This is a genomic window from Candidatus Njordibacter sp. Uisw_056, assembly GCF_047730085.1.
In the GTDB taxonomy this organism is placed as follows: domain Bacteria; phylum Pseudomonadota; class Gammaproteobacteria; order Pseudomonadales; family Balneatricaceae; genus Njordibacter.
The window spans coordinates 924,654-941,587 of sequence record NZ_CP159830.1 but is presented as its reverse complement, the minus strand read 5'-3'; the positions used below and the strand labels follow the sequence as shown (position 1 = coordinate 941,587).

Here is a 16,934-nt window from a genome sequence, read left to right as displayed (position 1 = left end):
GTGAGCAAGTAAAAAACAAAGAATTAAACAGGCCTGCGATTTTATCAAAAAGCACAGGCCTGTTTTCTCAGGTTAGTAAGCGTTACGCAAACCACCAACGCTCGGCTGCTTTACCACCATCAAGCTCCCAGTTTGCTGCTACATCTGGACCATGACTTAGTTTTTTGCTTAGCGCATGCACATTGTTAGCAAACATGGGGATCAACGCACCACCATCGTCATTAACCAAGGCTTGGCACTCGTAGTAAATTTCGCGGCGTTTCACTAAATCTACTTCCGCACGTCCCAACAGCACAAGTTTATTAAAGCGCTCCACTGACGCACCTGTGCGCCAAGCAGTGTCGTTCCATTTTCCATCAGCCATATAAGCCGCAGTGAACATCCAATCTTCAGTAGGACGACCACCCCAGTAACATGCGCTCCAAGGCTTCTTGTTCCAAACGTTAGACCAATAACCGTCTTTAGGCTCACGCACTACTTCTATATTAAGCCCTGATTTAGCTGCTGATTCTTTAATCAACAAGGCTGCATCTACTGCGCCAGCAAAGGCTGCATCAGAAGCAGACAACTGCACATTAGAACCATCATAGCCTGCTTTCTTAAGGTGGAAAGCCGCTTTGTCTGGATCATAAGCGCGCTGCGCCAAATCACTGTTATGAAATGGGTTGGCGGTAGAAATAGGGGTGTCATTACCAATGGCACCATGGCCTGAAAGAATTTTGGTTACCAATTCTTCACGATCTACAGACAGCTTACACGCCATACGGAAATCATAATTATCAAATGGTGATGCATCGCAACGCATAGGGAAGGTGTAGTGCAGTGTGCCCGTGGTTTCCAAAATATCCAAGGTAGGATTACGCGCCAACAAATGCACAGTTTTGGGATCTACTCGACCAATCGCATCCACATCGCCATTCATCATAGCATTCTGGCGGGCTGTTACGTCAAGTATCACCAAAAGCTCTACTTCATCAAAATGAGCAGCATCTTGCTTCCAGTAGTTTGGGTTACGGTAAAACTTAGCCCGCACACCTGGCTCGTAATTCTCCATGATATAACCACCGGTACCAATACCAGAAGCCCAGTCTAATTGACCATCACGTACGGGTAAAATGGGGAAGTGATAATCACTGACAATAAAGGCAAAGTCAGCACTAGCATTGCCCAAGGTAAACACGACATCATCACCATTAACAGCGATATTGGTGACATCTGCTAATAGAGACTTACCTGCAGACTTTGTGTCTTCACCCATATGAAACTGGAATGACCCTACAACGTCGGCAGGCGTGAGTGCCTTTCCATCATGAAAGGTCACGCCTGGGCGGATTTTAAAAGTCCACGTTTTTGCATCTGCAGATGCGCCATACTCAACTGCAAGTTCTGGAATTAAATTACCTTCCTTGCTTACCTCTGTGAGGTGGTTACAATAAGCAAAACATACATTTTGCGACATGCCATTTTCTGATGTTCCTGGATCTAATGAATCTGTGGTGGATCCATGGCCCATACCTAATCTAAACTTACCACCTGCTTTATGAGCTCCAGCTGAAGCAGTTCCGGATACCGCCATCGCAGTCGGTAAAATAATACCTGCAGCTAGACTACTGGTTACAAACTGACGACGATTAATATCCATAGTGAATGGATTTTTTAATTGATCTATTTGATCTTTAGACATTGTATTTATTCTCCAATTAAATAACTAACCAACTCATACAGGTTAAACTTCATGCGAAGGCTAACCCATGGGTGCTATAACATCTTGGAGCGGATTGGCCGTTCCATAGCAGTTGTTAGACAAATAAAGGTAACATAAAAAATCGCCTCTGAATAATTAATCGGCAGTTAATGCTATTGAAAATTTTCCTGGGGTCATAATTTCTTTCTGATAGGCAATCGGTGGATATTAGTATAGAGTTAATTATCAATAAAAATTAAGTCCCAGAGTAATTATTTCCGTGCATCCTATTGTTTCCACTATCATTCAACGCCTAGGGTTGGGTCTACTCACCCTTTTTGTAGTGTCCATTATTATTTTTAGCGCAATAGAGTTTTTGCCCGGTGACTTTGGAGAAGCCGTACTAGGACAAGCTGCATTACCAGAGACTGTAGAGGCCTTTCGTAGAGAATTAGGCTTAGACAAACCCCCTGTAGAACGTTACTTAAGCTGGGTAGGAAATGTATTAAGCGGTGACTTAGGCAATTCATTTTCTGGCCGCAATTCTTCAGGAGTAGATCGATCTCGAGAAGTTTGGGCGCTGATAGAGCCGCGTCTAGCCAACACCTTATTTTTAGCTTCTATGACTGCACTTGTTGCCGTTCCACTGGCACTAATCCTAGGTATTACTGCCGCGCTTTACCGTAATTCGTTTTATGACCGGATTGTCAACGCTACGACACTCACTACCATTTCTTTCCCAGAATTTTTTGTGGGTTACATTTTAATTTTAGTCTTTGCAACTTATTTTAAGTTGCTTCCCTCGTTAGCTAATATTTCTGACTCCACCCCTATATTAGAAAAAATCTACCGATCCACCCTGCCCGCCTTAACACTCACTTTAGTTATTGTGGCGCACATGATGCGCATGACCCGAGCCGCAATCATTAATTTATTAGCCAGCCCCTATATTGAAATGGCGCAACTCAAAGGCACCTCAAAAGCAAAAGTCATTTTACATCATGCCTTACCCAATGCTTGGGCACCCATCGTTAACGTGATCGCCTTTAACTTGGCCTATCTAGTAGTAGGCGTGGTCGTTGTGGAGGTAGTATTTGTTTATCCAGGCCTTGGCCAACTTATGGTGGATGCGGTATCAAGCCGAGACATTCCGGTAGTGCAAGCCTGCGCATTAATCTTTGCTGGCACCTACATCTTACTCAACCTATTTGCCGATGTTATTTCTATTATTACTAACCCAAGGCTGTTGCATCCACGATGAATACACCAACTACACCCCACGAGGATTATTCTGCTGCCAATGAAGTCACCTTGGTAAAAGCAAGAAGAAGCGTGTTACAAAACGTTTGGCGTACGCTAAAAACTGCCCCACCCACAGCTTGGTTTGGCATGGTCGTCATTTGCCTATATTTAATTGTGGCGTTGTTTGCACCCCTATTTGCGCCCCATGGCCAAGCACAAGTTTTCCCCATGGCATATGCCCCTTGGAGCGATGAATTTCTTTTGGGCACCGATGCGTTGGGTCGCGATGTTTATAGCCGTCTCATTTATGGTGCGCGCAATACCATTGGTATTGCCGTGGCCACTACCCTATTAGCATTTTTAATTGGTGGCAGCTTAGGCCTGATGGCCGCTATTAGCCGCAATTGGTTAGACCAAGTATTAAGCCGTTTTGTGGATGTACTTATGGCTATTCCTAGCCTTATTTTTGCCCTCATGTTGCTATCAATTTTTGGTTCAAGTGCAATCAATCTAATATTTATTATTGCCGTATTAGATGCTACTAGGGTATTCCGCCTTACCCGGGCAGTCGCATTAAATGTGGTTGTTATGGATTATGTAGAAGCTGCAAAATTGCGCGGTGAAGGTTTAATGTGGATTATGCGTCGGGAAATACTACCCAACATTATGCCCCCCTTGGTGGCCGAATTTGGCCTGCGCTTTTGTTTTGTGTTTTTAACCATTGCAGCACTGTCGTTTTTAGGCGTGGGGATTCAACCCCCAACCGCAGACTGGGGTTCTATGGTGCGAGAGAATGCTGGACTTATTCAATTTGCTGAATACGACTTAACCGCTGCCTTAACCCCTATGATTCCCGCTGCTGCCATTGCCCTATTAACAGTAGCAGTGAACTTTGTAGTGGATTGGTTTTTACATCAAACAAGTGGACTTCGTGATGAGCACTAATGACGTTTTACTCACCATGCGTGATGTGCGCATCGATGGTTACAGTGATGATCGTTGGCATCACATTATCAATGGCGTTGATATCACCTTAAAGCGAGGTGAGATACTAGGCCTCATTGGCGAGTCTGGCGCTGGAAAATCTACTCTGGGCCTAGCGGCTATGGGGTTTGCACGCCCAGGCTGTAAAATTGTGGGGGGTTCCATAGAGTTCGATGGCATTGACCTATTAAAGTTAAACCACGCTGAGCTTAGAAATTTACATGGATCACGTATTGCCTATGTGGCTCAATCAGCGGCTGCTTCATTTAATCCAGCCCATCGCCTTATTAACCAAACCATAGAGTCCACCGTGTCCCATGGCATTTCAGACATTGAAACCGCTAAAGAAGATGCAATTGAACTCTACAGAGACCTGCAACTGCCAGACCCTGAGCACATCGGCCAACGTTACCCACACCAGGTCTCTGGAGGCCAATTGCAGCGGGTAATGACCGCTATGGCCATGTCATCAAGACCCGACCTAATCATCTTTGACGAGCCCACTACAGCCCTAGACGTGACCACGCAAGTTGAAGTACTCACTGCTATGCGAACTATTGTGGAAAAGTACAACACAGCAGCTATTTACATCACCCACGATTTAGCTGTGGTGGCGCAAATGGCCGACGCCATCAAAGTACTGCGCTATGGTGAAACCGTTGAGGATGCACCGACACGGCAAATGATGGCTAACCCTAGAGAGACCTATACCCAATCCCTTTGGGCGGTTCGATCCATAGAAAAACCACCACAACCAGCCATTGATACTGTGCTTGAAATTAATCATGTGCACGCAAGCTATGGAAAGAGCGTTAAGGTACTCAATAATATCAATATTAAAGTACCTCGCGGGCAAACACTGGCTGTTGTGGGCGAGTCAGGTTCGGGTAAATCTACCACGGCTCGGGTAATTACTGGCTTACTACCCCCACTAGAAGGCAATATAACTTTTAATGGCAATGACTTGCCAGCGGCTCTAAAAAACCGCTCCAAAAAGCAATTACAATCAATCCAAATGATCTATCAAATGGCAGACACTGCCATGAATCCTCGGCATACGGTAAGGGATATTATTGGTAGGCCATTACACTTTTACTTGGGTTTAACAGGCCAAGCTCAAGATCAAAGGATCATGCAGTTATTACACCTTATTGAATTGGACGAGAGCTTTTTAGAGCGTTATCCAAGTGAGCTGTCTGGTGGCCAAAAGCAGCGCATTTGTATTGCACGTGCCTTAGCCGCAGAGCCAGAACTCATTATCTGCGATGAAGTAACATCGGCGTTAGACCAAATTGTACAAGAGGGTATTCTAAAGCTGCTTTTACGGTTACAAAAAGAACTGGGTATTACCTACATTTTCATTACCCACGACATCGCTACAGTGCGTGCCATTGCTGACCAAGTAGTGGTAATGTACCAAGGAAAAGTAGTAGAGCAAGGCGGTAAAGAAGAGATCTTTACCGCACCTTTCCCTGAGTACACTGAGCTACTCTTGTCATCTGTACCTGAGATGGACCCAGATTGGTTAACTCAACTGCAACAGCAACGGGCTGCTGCAGACGCCTGACATTTGGCCTAAAATCGATCACCACAATAGCTTACTTTGTGGTCAGCCCGTGATAACCATTCTGCGTCTAATTCGATGCCCCAGCCCGGCTTATGGGGCATGATGAGTTCGCCATGTTGAATATCAAAATTAGGTTTGAAAATATTGGCTTGCCAAGGGTAATAATCTAGACCCTCAATAGAAAACTCAAGGTATTTACCTGCGTTTGGAATAGCCGCCATAATGTGCGCCGAAAATAAGGTCACTAAAGATAAGTTAGCGCAATGGAGGGTGACCGGTATGTTAGCTTTTTGGGCGATAGAGGCCACTTCTAAAGTGCGCGTAATACCGCCCATATAGCACACATCAGGTTGCACAATATCCACCACCTTAGTGTCTACCATATGCTGCCATATGCGTAGATCGTTATCTTGCTCACCACCAGTAACATCAATATCTAAGGCCTCTGTTACTTCGCGTGTCCAATCTGGCTTCCAATAGGGGCAAGGCTCTTCAAAGTGGCTAACACCATAGTCTTGTAACATACGCCCCACCTCAATGGCCTTCGCTGGCGTGTATGCACTATTAGCATCAACCAACAAGGTCACGTCATCGCCTAGCTGCTCTCGCACACGCTTCACAATAGCTTCTGTGCGCCCAGGCCATTGATCAATATCATGACCGCATTCCTGACCGACCCGAAACTTAAAAGACGTATGGCCAAACTCTTCTTTGAGCGCCAAAAACCGTTCTGCCTCTGCTTCTGGTGTAATTTCACGCTGCATGCTAGAGGCGTAAACGGGGACAGAACTTGCCGTGCCACCTAACAATTGGCATACACTTTTGCCCTCACGTTTAGCATGTATGTCCCATAATGCGGTATCTAAACCACACAGTGCACGATACAGATAGCTGCCAGGGAACTTGTGCTCCCGCTCCAACACCAACTGACCTAACCCCATAATATTGTTCGCGTCTAAACCCATGACATGGGGCGCCACTTGCCGGTGCACTACTTGGGCTGTGATGTCTGAATTATAGGTGCAGGTTTGGCCCCAGCCTTCTTCACCTGTGTCAGTGCGCAAACGCAGCAAGCCCATGTACTCATTGGTAAAGGTTTCTATGCTGATAATTTTCATTTTCAGTTATACCTATTAAAGATCAGATAAAATTAAATCGGCGGCTTTTTCACCTACCATGATGGTGGTGGCATTAATATTGCCACAAACCACATTGGGGAAAATAGATGCGTCTACTACTCTTAAACCCTGTAAACCATGAACCTTAAGTTCACTATCTACCACATTATCCAGCGGGTCTGGGCCCATACGACAGGTACCGCAGGGGTGGAATACAGTGTCTGCATTATTACGAATATCCTCAATTAATTGAGCATCTGTATTGCACTCTACCCCCGGTCGCATTTCATCCAAGGTAATGGCTTGCAATGGCGAGGTTCCAGCGAGCTTGCGAATTAACTTAACACCTTCCAACAGGTCTTGCACTTCGTCCTTATGGGTTAGGTAATTAGGTTCAATAGCAGGCGGTTTTCTGGGGTCATTAGAGGTAATGTTAATTTCCCCTTCAGACCTAACCCGGCAATTAGAAACCCCTAATACGTAGGCAGGAAAAGGGTCTGGGTTCATCATGGGCCGTTCACCTAAAGGGGCTTTAGTATAGCTCAATGGAGAAAAATACAATTGAATATTAGGCCGATCTAAGCCCTTGCGCGTGTGCACAAACCCCCCAGCTTGATTAATACTTAAGCTTAAAGGCCCCCCTCGCGTAAGCACATAACGAACCCCTTGCCATAATTTTCCCCACCAAGGGTGTAGCTGCTGATTTAATGTAGCTTGGCTAGACCGGTAAAAATAGCTATGGCCAATGTGATCCTGCAAATGTTGCCCAACTGCGGGGCTCTCATGCACTTGTTCAACCCCAGCCTTTTGTAATATCTGGCTTGGGCCTACACCCGACAATTGCAATAATTGTGGTGAATTAACAGCGCCAGCGCTAAGAATGATTTCTTTTGTGGCGTTGGCGTAATGGATTTTATGTTGGTGGCGATACTCTACCCCTACGGCACGCTTACCTGAAAACACAATACGCGCAACTGACGCATTGCAAATCACTGTTAAATTAGGCCGATGTCGAGCCGGTTTTAAATAGGCTCTGGCTGCAGACATTCGCTGGCCTTGGTGTGTAGTGAGCTGATAGTAACCTACACCTTCCTGATTTTCCCCATTCATGTCGGCATTGTAATCAAAGCCAAGCGCTTGGCCTGCTGCAACAAACTGTTTGCACAAGGGATGAAGTTTAGCTGATACGTCAGAAACATTTAGCGGGCCATCGCCACCCCTAAACTCGTTGCCGCCATGCTGCCATGATTCCATCCGTTTAAAATAGGGCAGTACATCGTCATAACTCCAGCCAGAGTTCCCCGCCCTTTCCCAATCATCAAAATCGTGTTGATGACCGCGCACATAAACCATAGCATTAATAGAACTGGAACCACCAAGGGTCTTGCCTCTTGGCCAATAACTAGTGCGGCCATTAAGCCCTAAATTAGCTTGGCTAGTGTACATCCAGTTCACTTTAGATTGATAAAATGTTTTGCCATAGCCGATGGGCATTTGTACATAAAACCGTTTATCACTGGGGCCTGCTTCTAACAAAAGTACTGACCTACTTGCATCTGCACTTAAACGATTAGCCAGCACACAGCCTGCAGACCCTGCACCGATAATAATATAGTCATAACTTAGCCCATGCTTCATTTGCCTAGATCCCTCACTGCGCTACAGATTGCCTGAAAATTAGCAGACGCTTTGTCACTCATATTACGGGCCCGCAAATGCCCATGCACCAAACCTTGCCCCAAGGCCAAGTGGTTAGTTACCTCTACGTTAGCTGCTTGTAAAGCGTGGGCATAGAGTTCACAGTCGTCTCGCAGCGGGTCTATTTGCGCTGGAAACAAATGCGTAACTGGCAACCCACTATAGTTTAGCGTTTGCATGGGCATGAAATTACCCCCCAGGCTAGCCATAATACTCAAATCACCCCCTACGCGAACTGGCAGGTAATAATCCATATCTTCTTTACTTAGTAATGGTGCAAATGCATGCTCAGTCATTGATGGCGTATCCACACCAAAGGTTAAGGAAGGGTAGATTAACACCTGACCCAATAACTGGGTGCCCACATAGCGCTTGCGAGCATTAGCCACACAAGCACTTAAAGTGCCACCCGCGCTGTCTCCTACTAACACTAACTTTTGGCCTTTTTTTAACAAATTATCCACTACAGTTAGGCAATCGTTAATATCATCTGGGTACTGATATTCGGGGGCTAAGCGGTAATCTACTGACACCAAATCAAAACCCGTATCCTTCGCTAGCTGGCCACAAATATCATGATGACTATCTAAGTTCCCCACCACAAAACCACCACCGTGTAAAAATACAATTTGCTTGGCTTGATCAATGTTAGTTCGGTCTTTATGAAGGTAATGCCTTACCGGCACTAGATGCCCACAAGAACCCAACATCGTGTCATCTTGCACCTGTATACCATCAGCAAGCGGCGCTGCAATCTCTTTACATTTGGCGTTGTACCATTGCCTTTGCTCGTGCGCACTAGCTCTGGTGGCATCCACTGGGTCATGGCCTAAACTCTGATCAACAAATGCCTGTATCTGCTCATCTAACGGGGTCATGCAAAGCCCCTTAAAACTTTCTCTTTCCAGTTTTTTAGGTGCACTTGCTGGCCATTCTCTATGGCTTCTAAACTAGCATCGAGGTAAAAATGATCTGCGTCGCAGGTAACCTTAAGGCTAGTGTAAACATCTATTTCCCAGCCCGGCCTGGCTTGTTTCGAGTGCCATTTACAAAAGCTAGCAGCAGAATGTGGGTTTTGGGGCAATACTGAGTGTTCTTCATGGCACACCTCCCCCACCGTAAGCTTGTGATCGGTAAACGTGAATTCACCAAAATCATCATCAATAAAGGTCGTCTGCCGACCATCCGCAGCGTTAACTTGGCTAAGCCGTGTATGTGTTTCTGGCCTAATTCTTTGGGTCTCATTGACTGAACACACATAACCCTCACCTAAATCTCGTGTTAGCTGGCCTGTGCGGTCGTGCGATGGAATAGTCAGTGTTGCTGTACTTAAGTCTAAACTCAAATTAGCTTTTTGCGCTGCAGGCCATAGCAGGGGAAAATAAGCGGTAGATATGGACAAGCGTAATTGATGGCCTTGCGGTATTTCATACCCCGTATCATCCAACTTTATAGTGATATCCATAGATTCACCGGCAATCACCGGTTTGGGAACATCTAAGCCGCCACGCATGGCCAAGTTAAGCACGCCATAGGTAATGCGAGTGCTACTGCCATCGGGGGCTACATCGCAAAGGCGTAAAATCATTTGCGCACAGTTTTGGTCACTGGTAACACGGGCCTTAAATACGGCACCACCTAAAATAGAAACGGCTTCAGCCATTGCCTGCGTATCAAAACACAGGCTATTGGCGTCATCTTGGCGCTGATCTGTAGGGAAGTCTGGGCCACACCAGATAATACAATATTCACCACTAGCCCCACCAGTTGTTAGCGGGCTGTTAACACTTGCCTGCCCACCACCACTAGTTTCTATTAAATGACCAGATGAACTTAGTTGTAAGTTAATACTGTTTTTTTGTATCGGCCACTGATTGCCTTCTACCCAAACACCTGGACGCTCGTCATATGCTGCCTGCGGTGGCACACCATCTTGGATATAAGCTGCAATAGTGGGTTCTGCCATAATGCCGTTATCAATACCCTTTAGCCAGCAGTCCCACCAGCGTTTAGCTTCGCCTAAGAAGTCTACCTCTGGCTTAGGTGACGCATAATTAGGGTATTTATGGGCCCAAGGGCCTATTAAAGCCTTTTTGGGGCAGGCTAACCCACCCATCATGCGCGGAATAGCTTCAGAATAAGAATCGCCCCAGCCGCCTATGCAATAGACTGCAGCTTTTATAGAACTATAATCTTCATTAATTGAGCCATGCTTCCAGTAATCATCCTTGTAACTGTGTTCTAGCCATTCCTTGGCTAAAAATGGCATATTTTCCAGGCGATGCAACCACTGCTGGCGCCAAGTTTTCGGCAATAATAGTGGGTCTGGCGCCTTGGCCATGTAGCAGGCCATCGTTGAGGCCCAGCTAAAATTTTCTAACAATAGTGCGCCACCACGGTAATGAATGTCATCTGCGTAGCGATCATCAGTAGAGCATACAGTCACTATGGCTTTTAGAGCAGTAGGTGCCATTGCAGCTACTTGGAGGCTGTTAAAACCACCCCAAGACTTGCCCATCATGCCCACCTTTCCACTGCACCAGGGCTGCTCTGCTAACCACTGGATCACTTCCACAGCGTCATCAAGCTCTTGTGGTAGATATTCATCCAACATTAGCCCTGTAGACTCACCACAACCGCGCATATCAACGCGAATACAGGCGTAGCCAAAACCCGCCCAATAAGGATGCATTTGCTCATCACGAATAGCCGTGCCATCACGCTTTCTATAAGGAATATATTCTAAGATTGCAGGAGCGGGAGACTTAACAGCATTAACGGGAAGCCAAGCTCTAGCAGCTAACTGAGTGCCATCTGCAAGTGGAATTAAGAAATGTGTCCACTCTTCAATAGTGTGGGTAAAATCGAGGTTGTTCATCATCTGTTGCCACTCCCATAACTTAGCCTTTAAAACAGCCCATATATACCCCAACATACCACTAGATTATTTGCTAGGTATAGCAATTTTTAGCTAAATTGTTACTCACAGATGATGTTAAACTGAGCCCATCAGTTAAACTTGCAGCTGCTCAAAAGATACCCCAGCACACAGGAAACAGAACACCATGATGAAATCTTTTCTCAGCTCACCCAAAGTCGGTCTGTTGTTAATTAGTGGACTCGGTATAAACCTAAGCTGGTTGTTTTTATTACCTTGGAGTTGGAGCAGCGTGGTCACCTTGATGATGACTGCCATTATACTTAAGTTGGGCTACAACCGGCATGCCCTCAAAAAGCATATCGCTTATGACCTTAGCCTAATGGGAGGGACGTGTTTGGTAGTAATAGCCCTGAAATATTTTTTAATAGAAACCCTAGTCATGTCCCCTGCTGCGGCGTCAACAATGGCAACCTTATGGACATGGGTGGCCATGACCATACTATTTACTAAAATTATACCTCGCCCTATTCAGCATGAATTTGCCTTAGGCCATAAATTGGTTTAACTATTGTTATGCTCACCACATCTGTTGGCTAAAATGGCGACGGCAGAGTGACTGGTATTGGTCGTTACCACCAATCACTACTTGTTCACCGTCTTTGATGACAGCGCCATGCTCATCAGTACGAACCACCATGGTCGCTTTGCGGCCACAATGACACACCGTTTTCAGTTCCACCAACTTATCAGCCCAAGCCAACAAGTATTGGCTACCCGGAAATAGTTCCCCCCTGAAATCCGTACGAATGCCATAACATAACACTGGAATATCGAGGTGGTCTACCACCTGGGTTAGCTGTTTAACTTGCTCACGGCTTAAGAATTGGCTTTCATCAATAAGAATGCAATCAATAGGCTGACTTGAGTGTTGAGTTTGCAAAATGCTCAACAAATCATCTTTATTAGTAAACAGTTGCGCCTCAGCAGCCAAGCCAATACGGGAGGTGACTTTACCGATGCCATAGCGGTCATCTAATGCCGCCGACATGATAAACGGACGCATGCCACGCTCTTGGTAGTTATAAGCTGATTGCAATAAAGCCGTAGATTTACCAGCATTCATGGACGAGTAGTAAAAATAAAGTTGGGCCACGATAGCAAGCCTTTTACGGGTAACGGTACGTTAGCCCTTAGGAATAATTAGTTGGGGCGACAGGATTTAATGAACCCATCTAACCCATCGAAGAATATGAACTTAAAACCAATCAAACAATAGTAAAAATAAAGTTATCAGCAGCAATTAATACCTAAATGAAGCGTGTCATTGGTGCCGAGATTGCAAGCAGTCTACCAGACTATCTGTCAGGCCCTTAGTTTTTACTATCAAATACGACTAGAAAATTAATAAATAGCGGCTTAGTGGGCTATAGACCTTTAGCCTGATAGAGATCTAACGAAAGTTTGAAAGGCTCTAGCAGACTGATAATCAATCACAAGCTAAGATCAATGAACCACCAACAAGGTATGAGTAGAATTAAGTTTAGTACTAACTGATGAGTCAGGGGTCTGCTAGCAAATCACAGCTAACAATTGCCAGCAAGACCGAGTGCAACAAACTGATGGGCACTCCTAGCCATACATGGCTAGTCAATAACGTACCGACTATCCCACTGGAAACCTGTTTAGAACCCTAAAAAAATGAGTGAAAAGGAAAAGCTTAATGGCCTTGTGTATGGCTGGCATACAAAATACGAGGTTAGATGTGATCTAACCTCGTTGCTGGGTATCTAGCTCGATTTATTAAACGCCACTAAATTGTTCAATGTCACCAGGCTTTCTTAACATTTTATCAACTTCGTCCAGATGTAACTCTTCACAAGAAATCATTTCTCTCGCATACTCTTCGATCAAAACGTTACTCTCTTCTGCAGCAAGCTTCATTAGGTCGTAGTAACATGCTAACGCTTCTTTTTCATGGGTCAAACTCTCACGCATAATATTGCCAATATCGTGATTTTCAGTTTCTAACAAGGGTCCAATCTTTAACGACGGGTGCCCACCCAACAAAGTTACCATTTCACCAGCGCGATGGGCATGCTCTAAACCCTCCATAGCATTACTTTTCATCCAGCTCACAATAGGAATGCGATTATAGCCATAAATCATCAATGAGTAATGCGTATACCTCACTACACCAGCTAGTTCTAATTCCATTATTTGGTTAAGCTTATCTATAATTTTCAATTTTTTCTCCAAGCCCCCCTATTTAAATTCATGTAAAATTGGCAGGGTTGGCATTGCTCAATTTTTACTCTAAACCTTTATCAGTAAACCTAAGTATCTAAACTTTTTTTTATTTCAATACCCGTTTCACTTTCCTGCAATTAAACAGATTAAAAATATTTATCTCCTAATACCTCTTAAAGCATAATGTTATTACATTATAAATAAAGTGCTTTTAGCCACTTGTTCAATAAATGAACACCAAAACTTTCACAACTTAGCCACTAAACGAAAAAACAAGCTTGTGGCCAACCTACCAAGCCAGTTGATGTAATTAAATGGAAGTTGGCAATGCCTAAATTGGACTTACAAGCTAATTTGAAGAGGTAAGCTTTGCCAAATTTTGACTAACCACTTATTTGAAGATTAGAAAAAATGACACACTATTAATATAAAATGGGGGATGATCAGGCGCAACAGTATGATTTGAACCTACGACCCCCCAGCCCAGAGTGAAATGTTTTTTTGAATTTTAAATAAAGTGTTCGAAAAGTACAGGCAACGTGAGGCATTAAATAACGGTAACAACAAGCTCACCCAAGCCTTCAACTGACCCAACCATAACATCCCCTTTTTTAATGGCACCAACACCTGCTGGAGTTCCAGACATAATTAAGTCCCCCGCCGCTAACTCATAGTATTGAGAAAGGTAATTAATGATCTCTGCTGTTTTCCAGATCATTTGATTTAAATCACCTTTCTGTTTTAGCTCACCATTTACTTTTAAATCTATGACACCTTTACAAAGGTGCCCAAGTTCTGAGGCAGGAGTAATAGGGCCCATTGGCGCTGATTTTTCAAATGCTTTTGCAATTTCCCAAGGCCGTCCCATTTCCTTCATTTTACCTTGTAGGTCTCTACGAGTCATATCCAGACCCAATGCATACCCATAAACATGATCAGTGGCGTTATCTAAATTAATGTTCTTACCACCCTTACCGATGGCGATTACAAGTTCAATTTCATAATGCACATCACAACTTTTTTCTGGATAGGTAAATGTTCCAGAAAAATCTAAATTATCTGGGTTTTTTTGAAAGAAAAATGGTGGCTCTCGATCTGGATTGTAGCCCATTTCGATTGCATGATCCGCATAGTTGCGGCCAATACAATAAATGCGCCTTACGGGAAACACAGAGCTATTGTTAGCTACTGGGGCAACTGTTTGCAGTGGGCCCTCTACTACGTAATCCGTCATAAAATTCCTTACCCAAAATTAATTATTTAAAGTTAGTGTGCGTAAATTAAAGTTTGCAAGCAACACTCCACCCAGTTGCCGCTTTACCAATACCGTTTGGTTTAGCTGGTTGCAGTCTTATTGTATGGAAGGGACCCTTATCCTGCCATAGAGCGATTATGTAAAGTCAAGTTTACGCAGATTTGTTCAATTAAACTCATAAAAAGTCGCGTTGGGGTGCCAGCTCTTTTGTGAGAGGATATGAAGATCCATGTGCTAAACACATCACTAAAGATGAGTAAAACCTAGCCTGGGAGCATCTAAGATCAACCTTACGCTAAAGTTTATTTTTCTTTGTCTATTCTTGGCCTACCTAGGAATACCTTAGTACAAGTTTCATTAAATCAGTTAACACTCAAAATACGACTCAATAAGGCTTCCACTAAACGTATAAAATTGTGGTTCAAACACGCCATCAAGTCACACGCTATTAGCTTTCTCGTAAAACATTCCAGCGCTAACTGGGCTTTCAAAGTCAGTGCTGTGCTCTCCATAATAGCTCAAGTCAATTTAACTGAGTATGCAACGTCTGAAATTAAACTTTATTGTCACATTCGACACGGGACTTCCATCGAGTAGCATAAGCTTTCAATACATCTAGCATTGGTGTGTTTTCCTTTTGAGGTTGCCTATCGAACATTTGTGCAGGGTATCTTTGAAGCAACATTGCAGCGCCAATACTTGTGCCAGTTGCTGATGCCGAACTCAAGATCCGCTCACCTGTCACTGCTTCAAGCATTAGTCTGTAAAAGTAATTTCTCGCGAAGGGACCTTCGATCACGATACTTCCTTTAGAGCCAATATTTTGCAGACATTTTGCTGTCATTAATGCCAGATAAAATGAAAGGCATACTTCTCGAGTACCACTGGCGAATTCTGGCTCGCTTGGCTCCCAATTCATTTCACGCCCTTTATATGGGCCTGAGCTGGTCTCCACAGCTGGGAAAAGCATTATATTTTCTTCCAGAACAGCCTGCATATCACTTTCATCTGCACAAGGTTGAGCACCTCTTTGGATAAGTTCGAATTCTCTTCCTCCCATAAAGCGCGAAGATGGAACAGGATCACCAAATGCATTTACATTTATGAAATTTTCACCCTTAGAATCTAGCTGTGTTTTGGCACCGCCGATAGCCATCGCAATTACCCAAGTGCCAGTTGAAACTACGGAAAATGGTGCGCTTTTACTAATAATATGAGGTAGAAGTGAGGCATTAGAGTCGTGGATCCCACAGACAACCTGCGTATTGGCTGGCAAACCGGTTCTTACCGCAATCTCTGGTAATATCGGGCCTAGCACATCATCAGGCCTGCGAACCTCTGCCATTTTGCTGCCAATACCTAAACGGTTTACCAAAGTAGAAAACTTCCCTGCAGTCGGATTCCAAAGATCAGTATGACAGCCAATAGAAGTTACATCTACCGCAGCTACGCCCGTCAGGCGGTGAGCCCAATACTGTGGGTAAGTAACGATCGATTTAACTCGCGAAAGCAGTTTTGAATCTTTTTTAAACTGCCAATGGAGCTGCGCCCCTATATTAAGGCCGCCAGCCAATCGTGGTGACCCCGTTTCAGAAAAAGGAGGACGCATTGCGTTATATTCATCGGCGTCCACATCCAGTTCATCATGCTCGTAATCAAGTATAGGGGCTGCCAATTGTCCCTGATAATCCAACAACACAACACAGGCGGCATGTGTTGTTATTGAAATTGCCTCTACACCAAAACGTTGATGAAAGTTCTTCAATCCTGATAGCAAGAATGTCCAATGCCCATCAACATCAAAATGAGGCCAAGGTGGGCCAGGCAAAACCTTATTTGGTCGTGTTATTACGCAAATCTCTGCCATCGTTTGCAAGTCCACCATTACCAGTTTGACATTGGTTTTCCCAATGTCGATTACAGCAACATTTTTCAATCCAGTCATGGCATATAAAACACTAGGTCAAGCGGGGCTGCAATTGGTTCATTGTCTAGGCCAGTCTCCATGATGTCTGCCATATAATTCCACCAGCGCTGCATTATAGGTTCCAGTGGTAGCTCATCCATCGTATGATTTGTTGCTCGAGTAAGGCAGGCAAATAGAGTCCCTGTTGGGCCATCCAAATGGATGGAGTAATCAGAAATTCCAGCATTTTTTAATAGCTCAAGTAATTCTGGCCAGATCGCATCATGGCGGCGCTGATACTCAGCTTCATACCCAAGCTTCAGTTGCATTTTAAAACTGAATTTTGCCATCA

At 44.4% G+C, this 16,934-nt stretch carries 14 protein-coding genes; 4 read left to right on the top strand and 10 right to left on the bottom strand.

All coding sequences use genetic code 11. The features are described 5' to 3' along the window. Nucleotides 1-82 precede the first annotated feature (82 nt). Entirely contained in the window at nucleotides 83-1,684 is a 1,602-nt protein-coding gene (locus tag ABXT60_RS04655; protein ID WP_443631584.1) for an ABC transporter substrate-binding protein, read from the bottom strand. 280 nt (nucleotides 1,685-1,964) lie between these two features. Here ABXT60_RS04655 and ABXT60_RS04650 point away from each other — a divergent pair, with 280 nt between their 5' ends. The 3 genes from ABXT60_RS04650 to ABXT60_RS04640 are packed head-to-tail and all read left to right on the top strand — an operon-like array spanning nucleotide 1,965 to nucleotide 5,477. After that, nucleotides 1,965-2,945 carry an ABC transporter permease gene (locus ABXT60_RS04650; protein WP_443631583.1) on the top strand — a complete coding sequence of 327 codons (981 nt, stop codon included), beginning with the start codon at nucleotides 1,965-1,967 and terminating at the stop codon, nucleotides 2,943-2,945. Continuing rightward, nucleotides 2,942-3,871: an ABC transporter permease gene (locus ABXT60_RS04645; RefSeq protein ID WP_443631582.1), complete on the top strand. Its 930-nt coding sequence runs from the start codon at nucleotides 2,942-2,944 to the stop codon at nucleotides 3,869-3,871. Before ABXT60_RS04650 ends, ABXT60_RS04645 begins: the two co-directional genes overlap by 4 nt. After that, complete coding sequence (locus tag ABXT60_RS04640) at nucleotides 3,861-5,477, top strand: ABC transporter ATP-binding protein (RefSeq protein WP_443631581.1); 1,617 nt, start codon at nucleotides 3,861-3,863, stop codon at nucleotides 5,475-5,477. Before ABXT60_RS04645 ends, ABXT60_RS04640 begins: the two co-directional genes overlap by 11 nt. Before the next feature lie 8 nt (nucleotides 5,478-5,485). Here ABXT60_RS04640 and ABXT60_RS04635 read toward each other — a convergent pair whose 3' ends face one another. The 4 genes from ABXT60_RS04635 to ABXT60_RS04620 are packed head-to-tail and all read right to left on the bottom strand — an operon-like array spanning nucleotide 5,486 to nucleotide 11,174. Then, nucleotides 5,486-6,595, bottom strand: a complete 1,110-nt coding sequence (locus ABXT60_RS04635; RefSeq protein WP_443631580.1) for a mandelate racemase/muconate lactonizing enzyme family protein — start codon at nucleotides 6,593-6,595, stop codon at nucleotides 5,486-5,488. Nucleotides 6,596-6,610: 15 nt separating this feature from the next. Next, nucleotides 6,611-8,233 carry a GMC family oxidoreductase gene (locus tag ABXT60_RS04630; RefSeq protein WP_443631579.1) on the bottom strand — a complete coding sequence of 541 codons (1,623 nt, stop codon included), beginning with the start codon at nucleotides 8,231-8,233 and terminating at the stop codon, nucleotides 6,611-6,613. Continuing rightward, complete coding sequence (locus ABXT60_RS04625; RefSeq protein WP_443631578.1) at nucleotides 8,230-9,171, bottom strand: alpha/beta hydrolase; 942 nt, start codon at nucleotides 9,169-9,171, stop codon at nucleotides 8,230-8,232. The genes ABXT60_RS04630 and ABXT60_RS04625 overlap by 4 nt, the downstream gene beginning before the upstream one ends. After that, on the bottom strand, nucleotides 9,168-11,174 hold the full coding sequence (locus ABXT60_RS04620) for a CocE/NonD family hydrolase (protein WP_443631577.1): 2,007 nt from the start codon (nucleotides 11,172-11,174) through the stop codon (nucleotides 9,168-9,170). Before ABXT60_RS04620 ends, ABXT60_RS04625 begins: the two co-directional genes overlap by 4 nt. 184 nt (nucleotides 11,175-11,358) lie before the next feature. Between ABXT60_RS04620 and ABXT60_RS04615 the strand changes: the two genes are divergently transcribed. Then, nucleotides 11,359-11,739 carry a hypothetical protein gene (locus ABXT60_RS04615; protein ID WP_443631576.1) on the top strand — a complete coding sequence of 127 codons (381 nt, stop codon included), beginning with the start codon at nucleotides 11,359-11,361 and terminating at the stop codon, nucleotides 11,737-11,739. 12 nt (nucleotides 11,740-11,751) lie between these two features. Here ABXT60_RS04615 and ABXT60_RS04610 read toward each other — a convergent pair whose 3' ends face one another. The 5 genes from ABXT60_RS04610 to ABXT60_RS04590 form a co-directional block, all read right to left on the bottom strand. Beyond that, entirely contained in the window at nucleotides 11,752-12,327 is a 576-nt protein-coding gene (locus ABXT60_RS04610; RefSeq protein ID WP_443631575.1) for a thymidine kinase, read from the bottom strand. 647 nt (nucleotides 12,328-12,974) lie between these two features. Next, on the bottom strand, nucleotides 12,975-13,418 hold the full coding sequence (locus ABXT60_RS04605; protein WP_443631574.1) for a ferritin-like domain-containing protein: 444 nt from the start codon (nucleotides 13,416-13,418) through the stop codon (nucleotides 12,975-12,977). 550 nt (nucleotides 13,419-13,968) lie between these two features. Beyond that, complete coding sequence (locus ABXT60_RS04600) at nucleotides 13,969-14,655, bottom strand: fumarylacetoacetate hydrolase family protein (RefSeq protein ID WP_443631573.1); 687 nt, start codon at nucleotides 14,653-14,655, stop codon at nucleotides 13,969-13,971. Between the two features lie 574 nt (nucleotides 14,656-15,229). Further along, nucleotides 15,230-16,621 carry an FGGY-family carbohydrate kinase gene (locus ABXT60_RS04595; protein ID WP_443631572.1) on the bottom strand — a complete coding sequence of 464 codons (1,392 nt, stop codon included), beginning with the start codon at nucleotides 16,619-16,621 and terminating at the stop codon, nucleotides 15,230-15,232. Beyond that, nucleotides 16,618-16,932, bottom strand: a complete 315-nt coding sequence (locus tag ABXT60_RS04590; protein WP_443631571.1) for an L-rhamnose mutarotase — start codon at nucleotides 16,930-16,932, stop codon at nucleotides 16,618-16,620. The genes ABXT60_RS04595 and ABXT60_RS04590 overlap by 4 nt, the downstream gene beginning before the upstream one ends. Nucleotides 16,933-16,934: the final 2 nt, after the last annotated feature.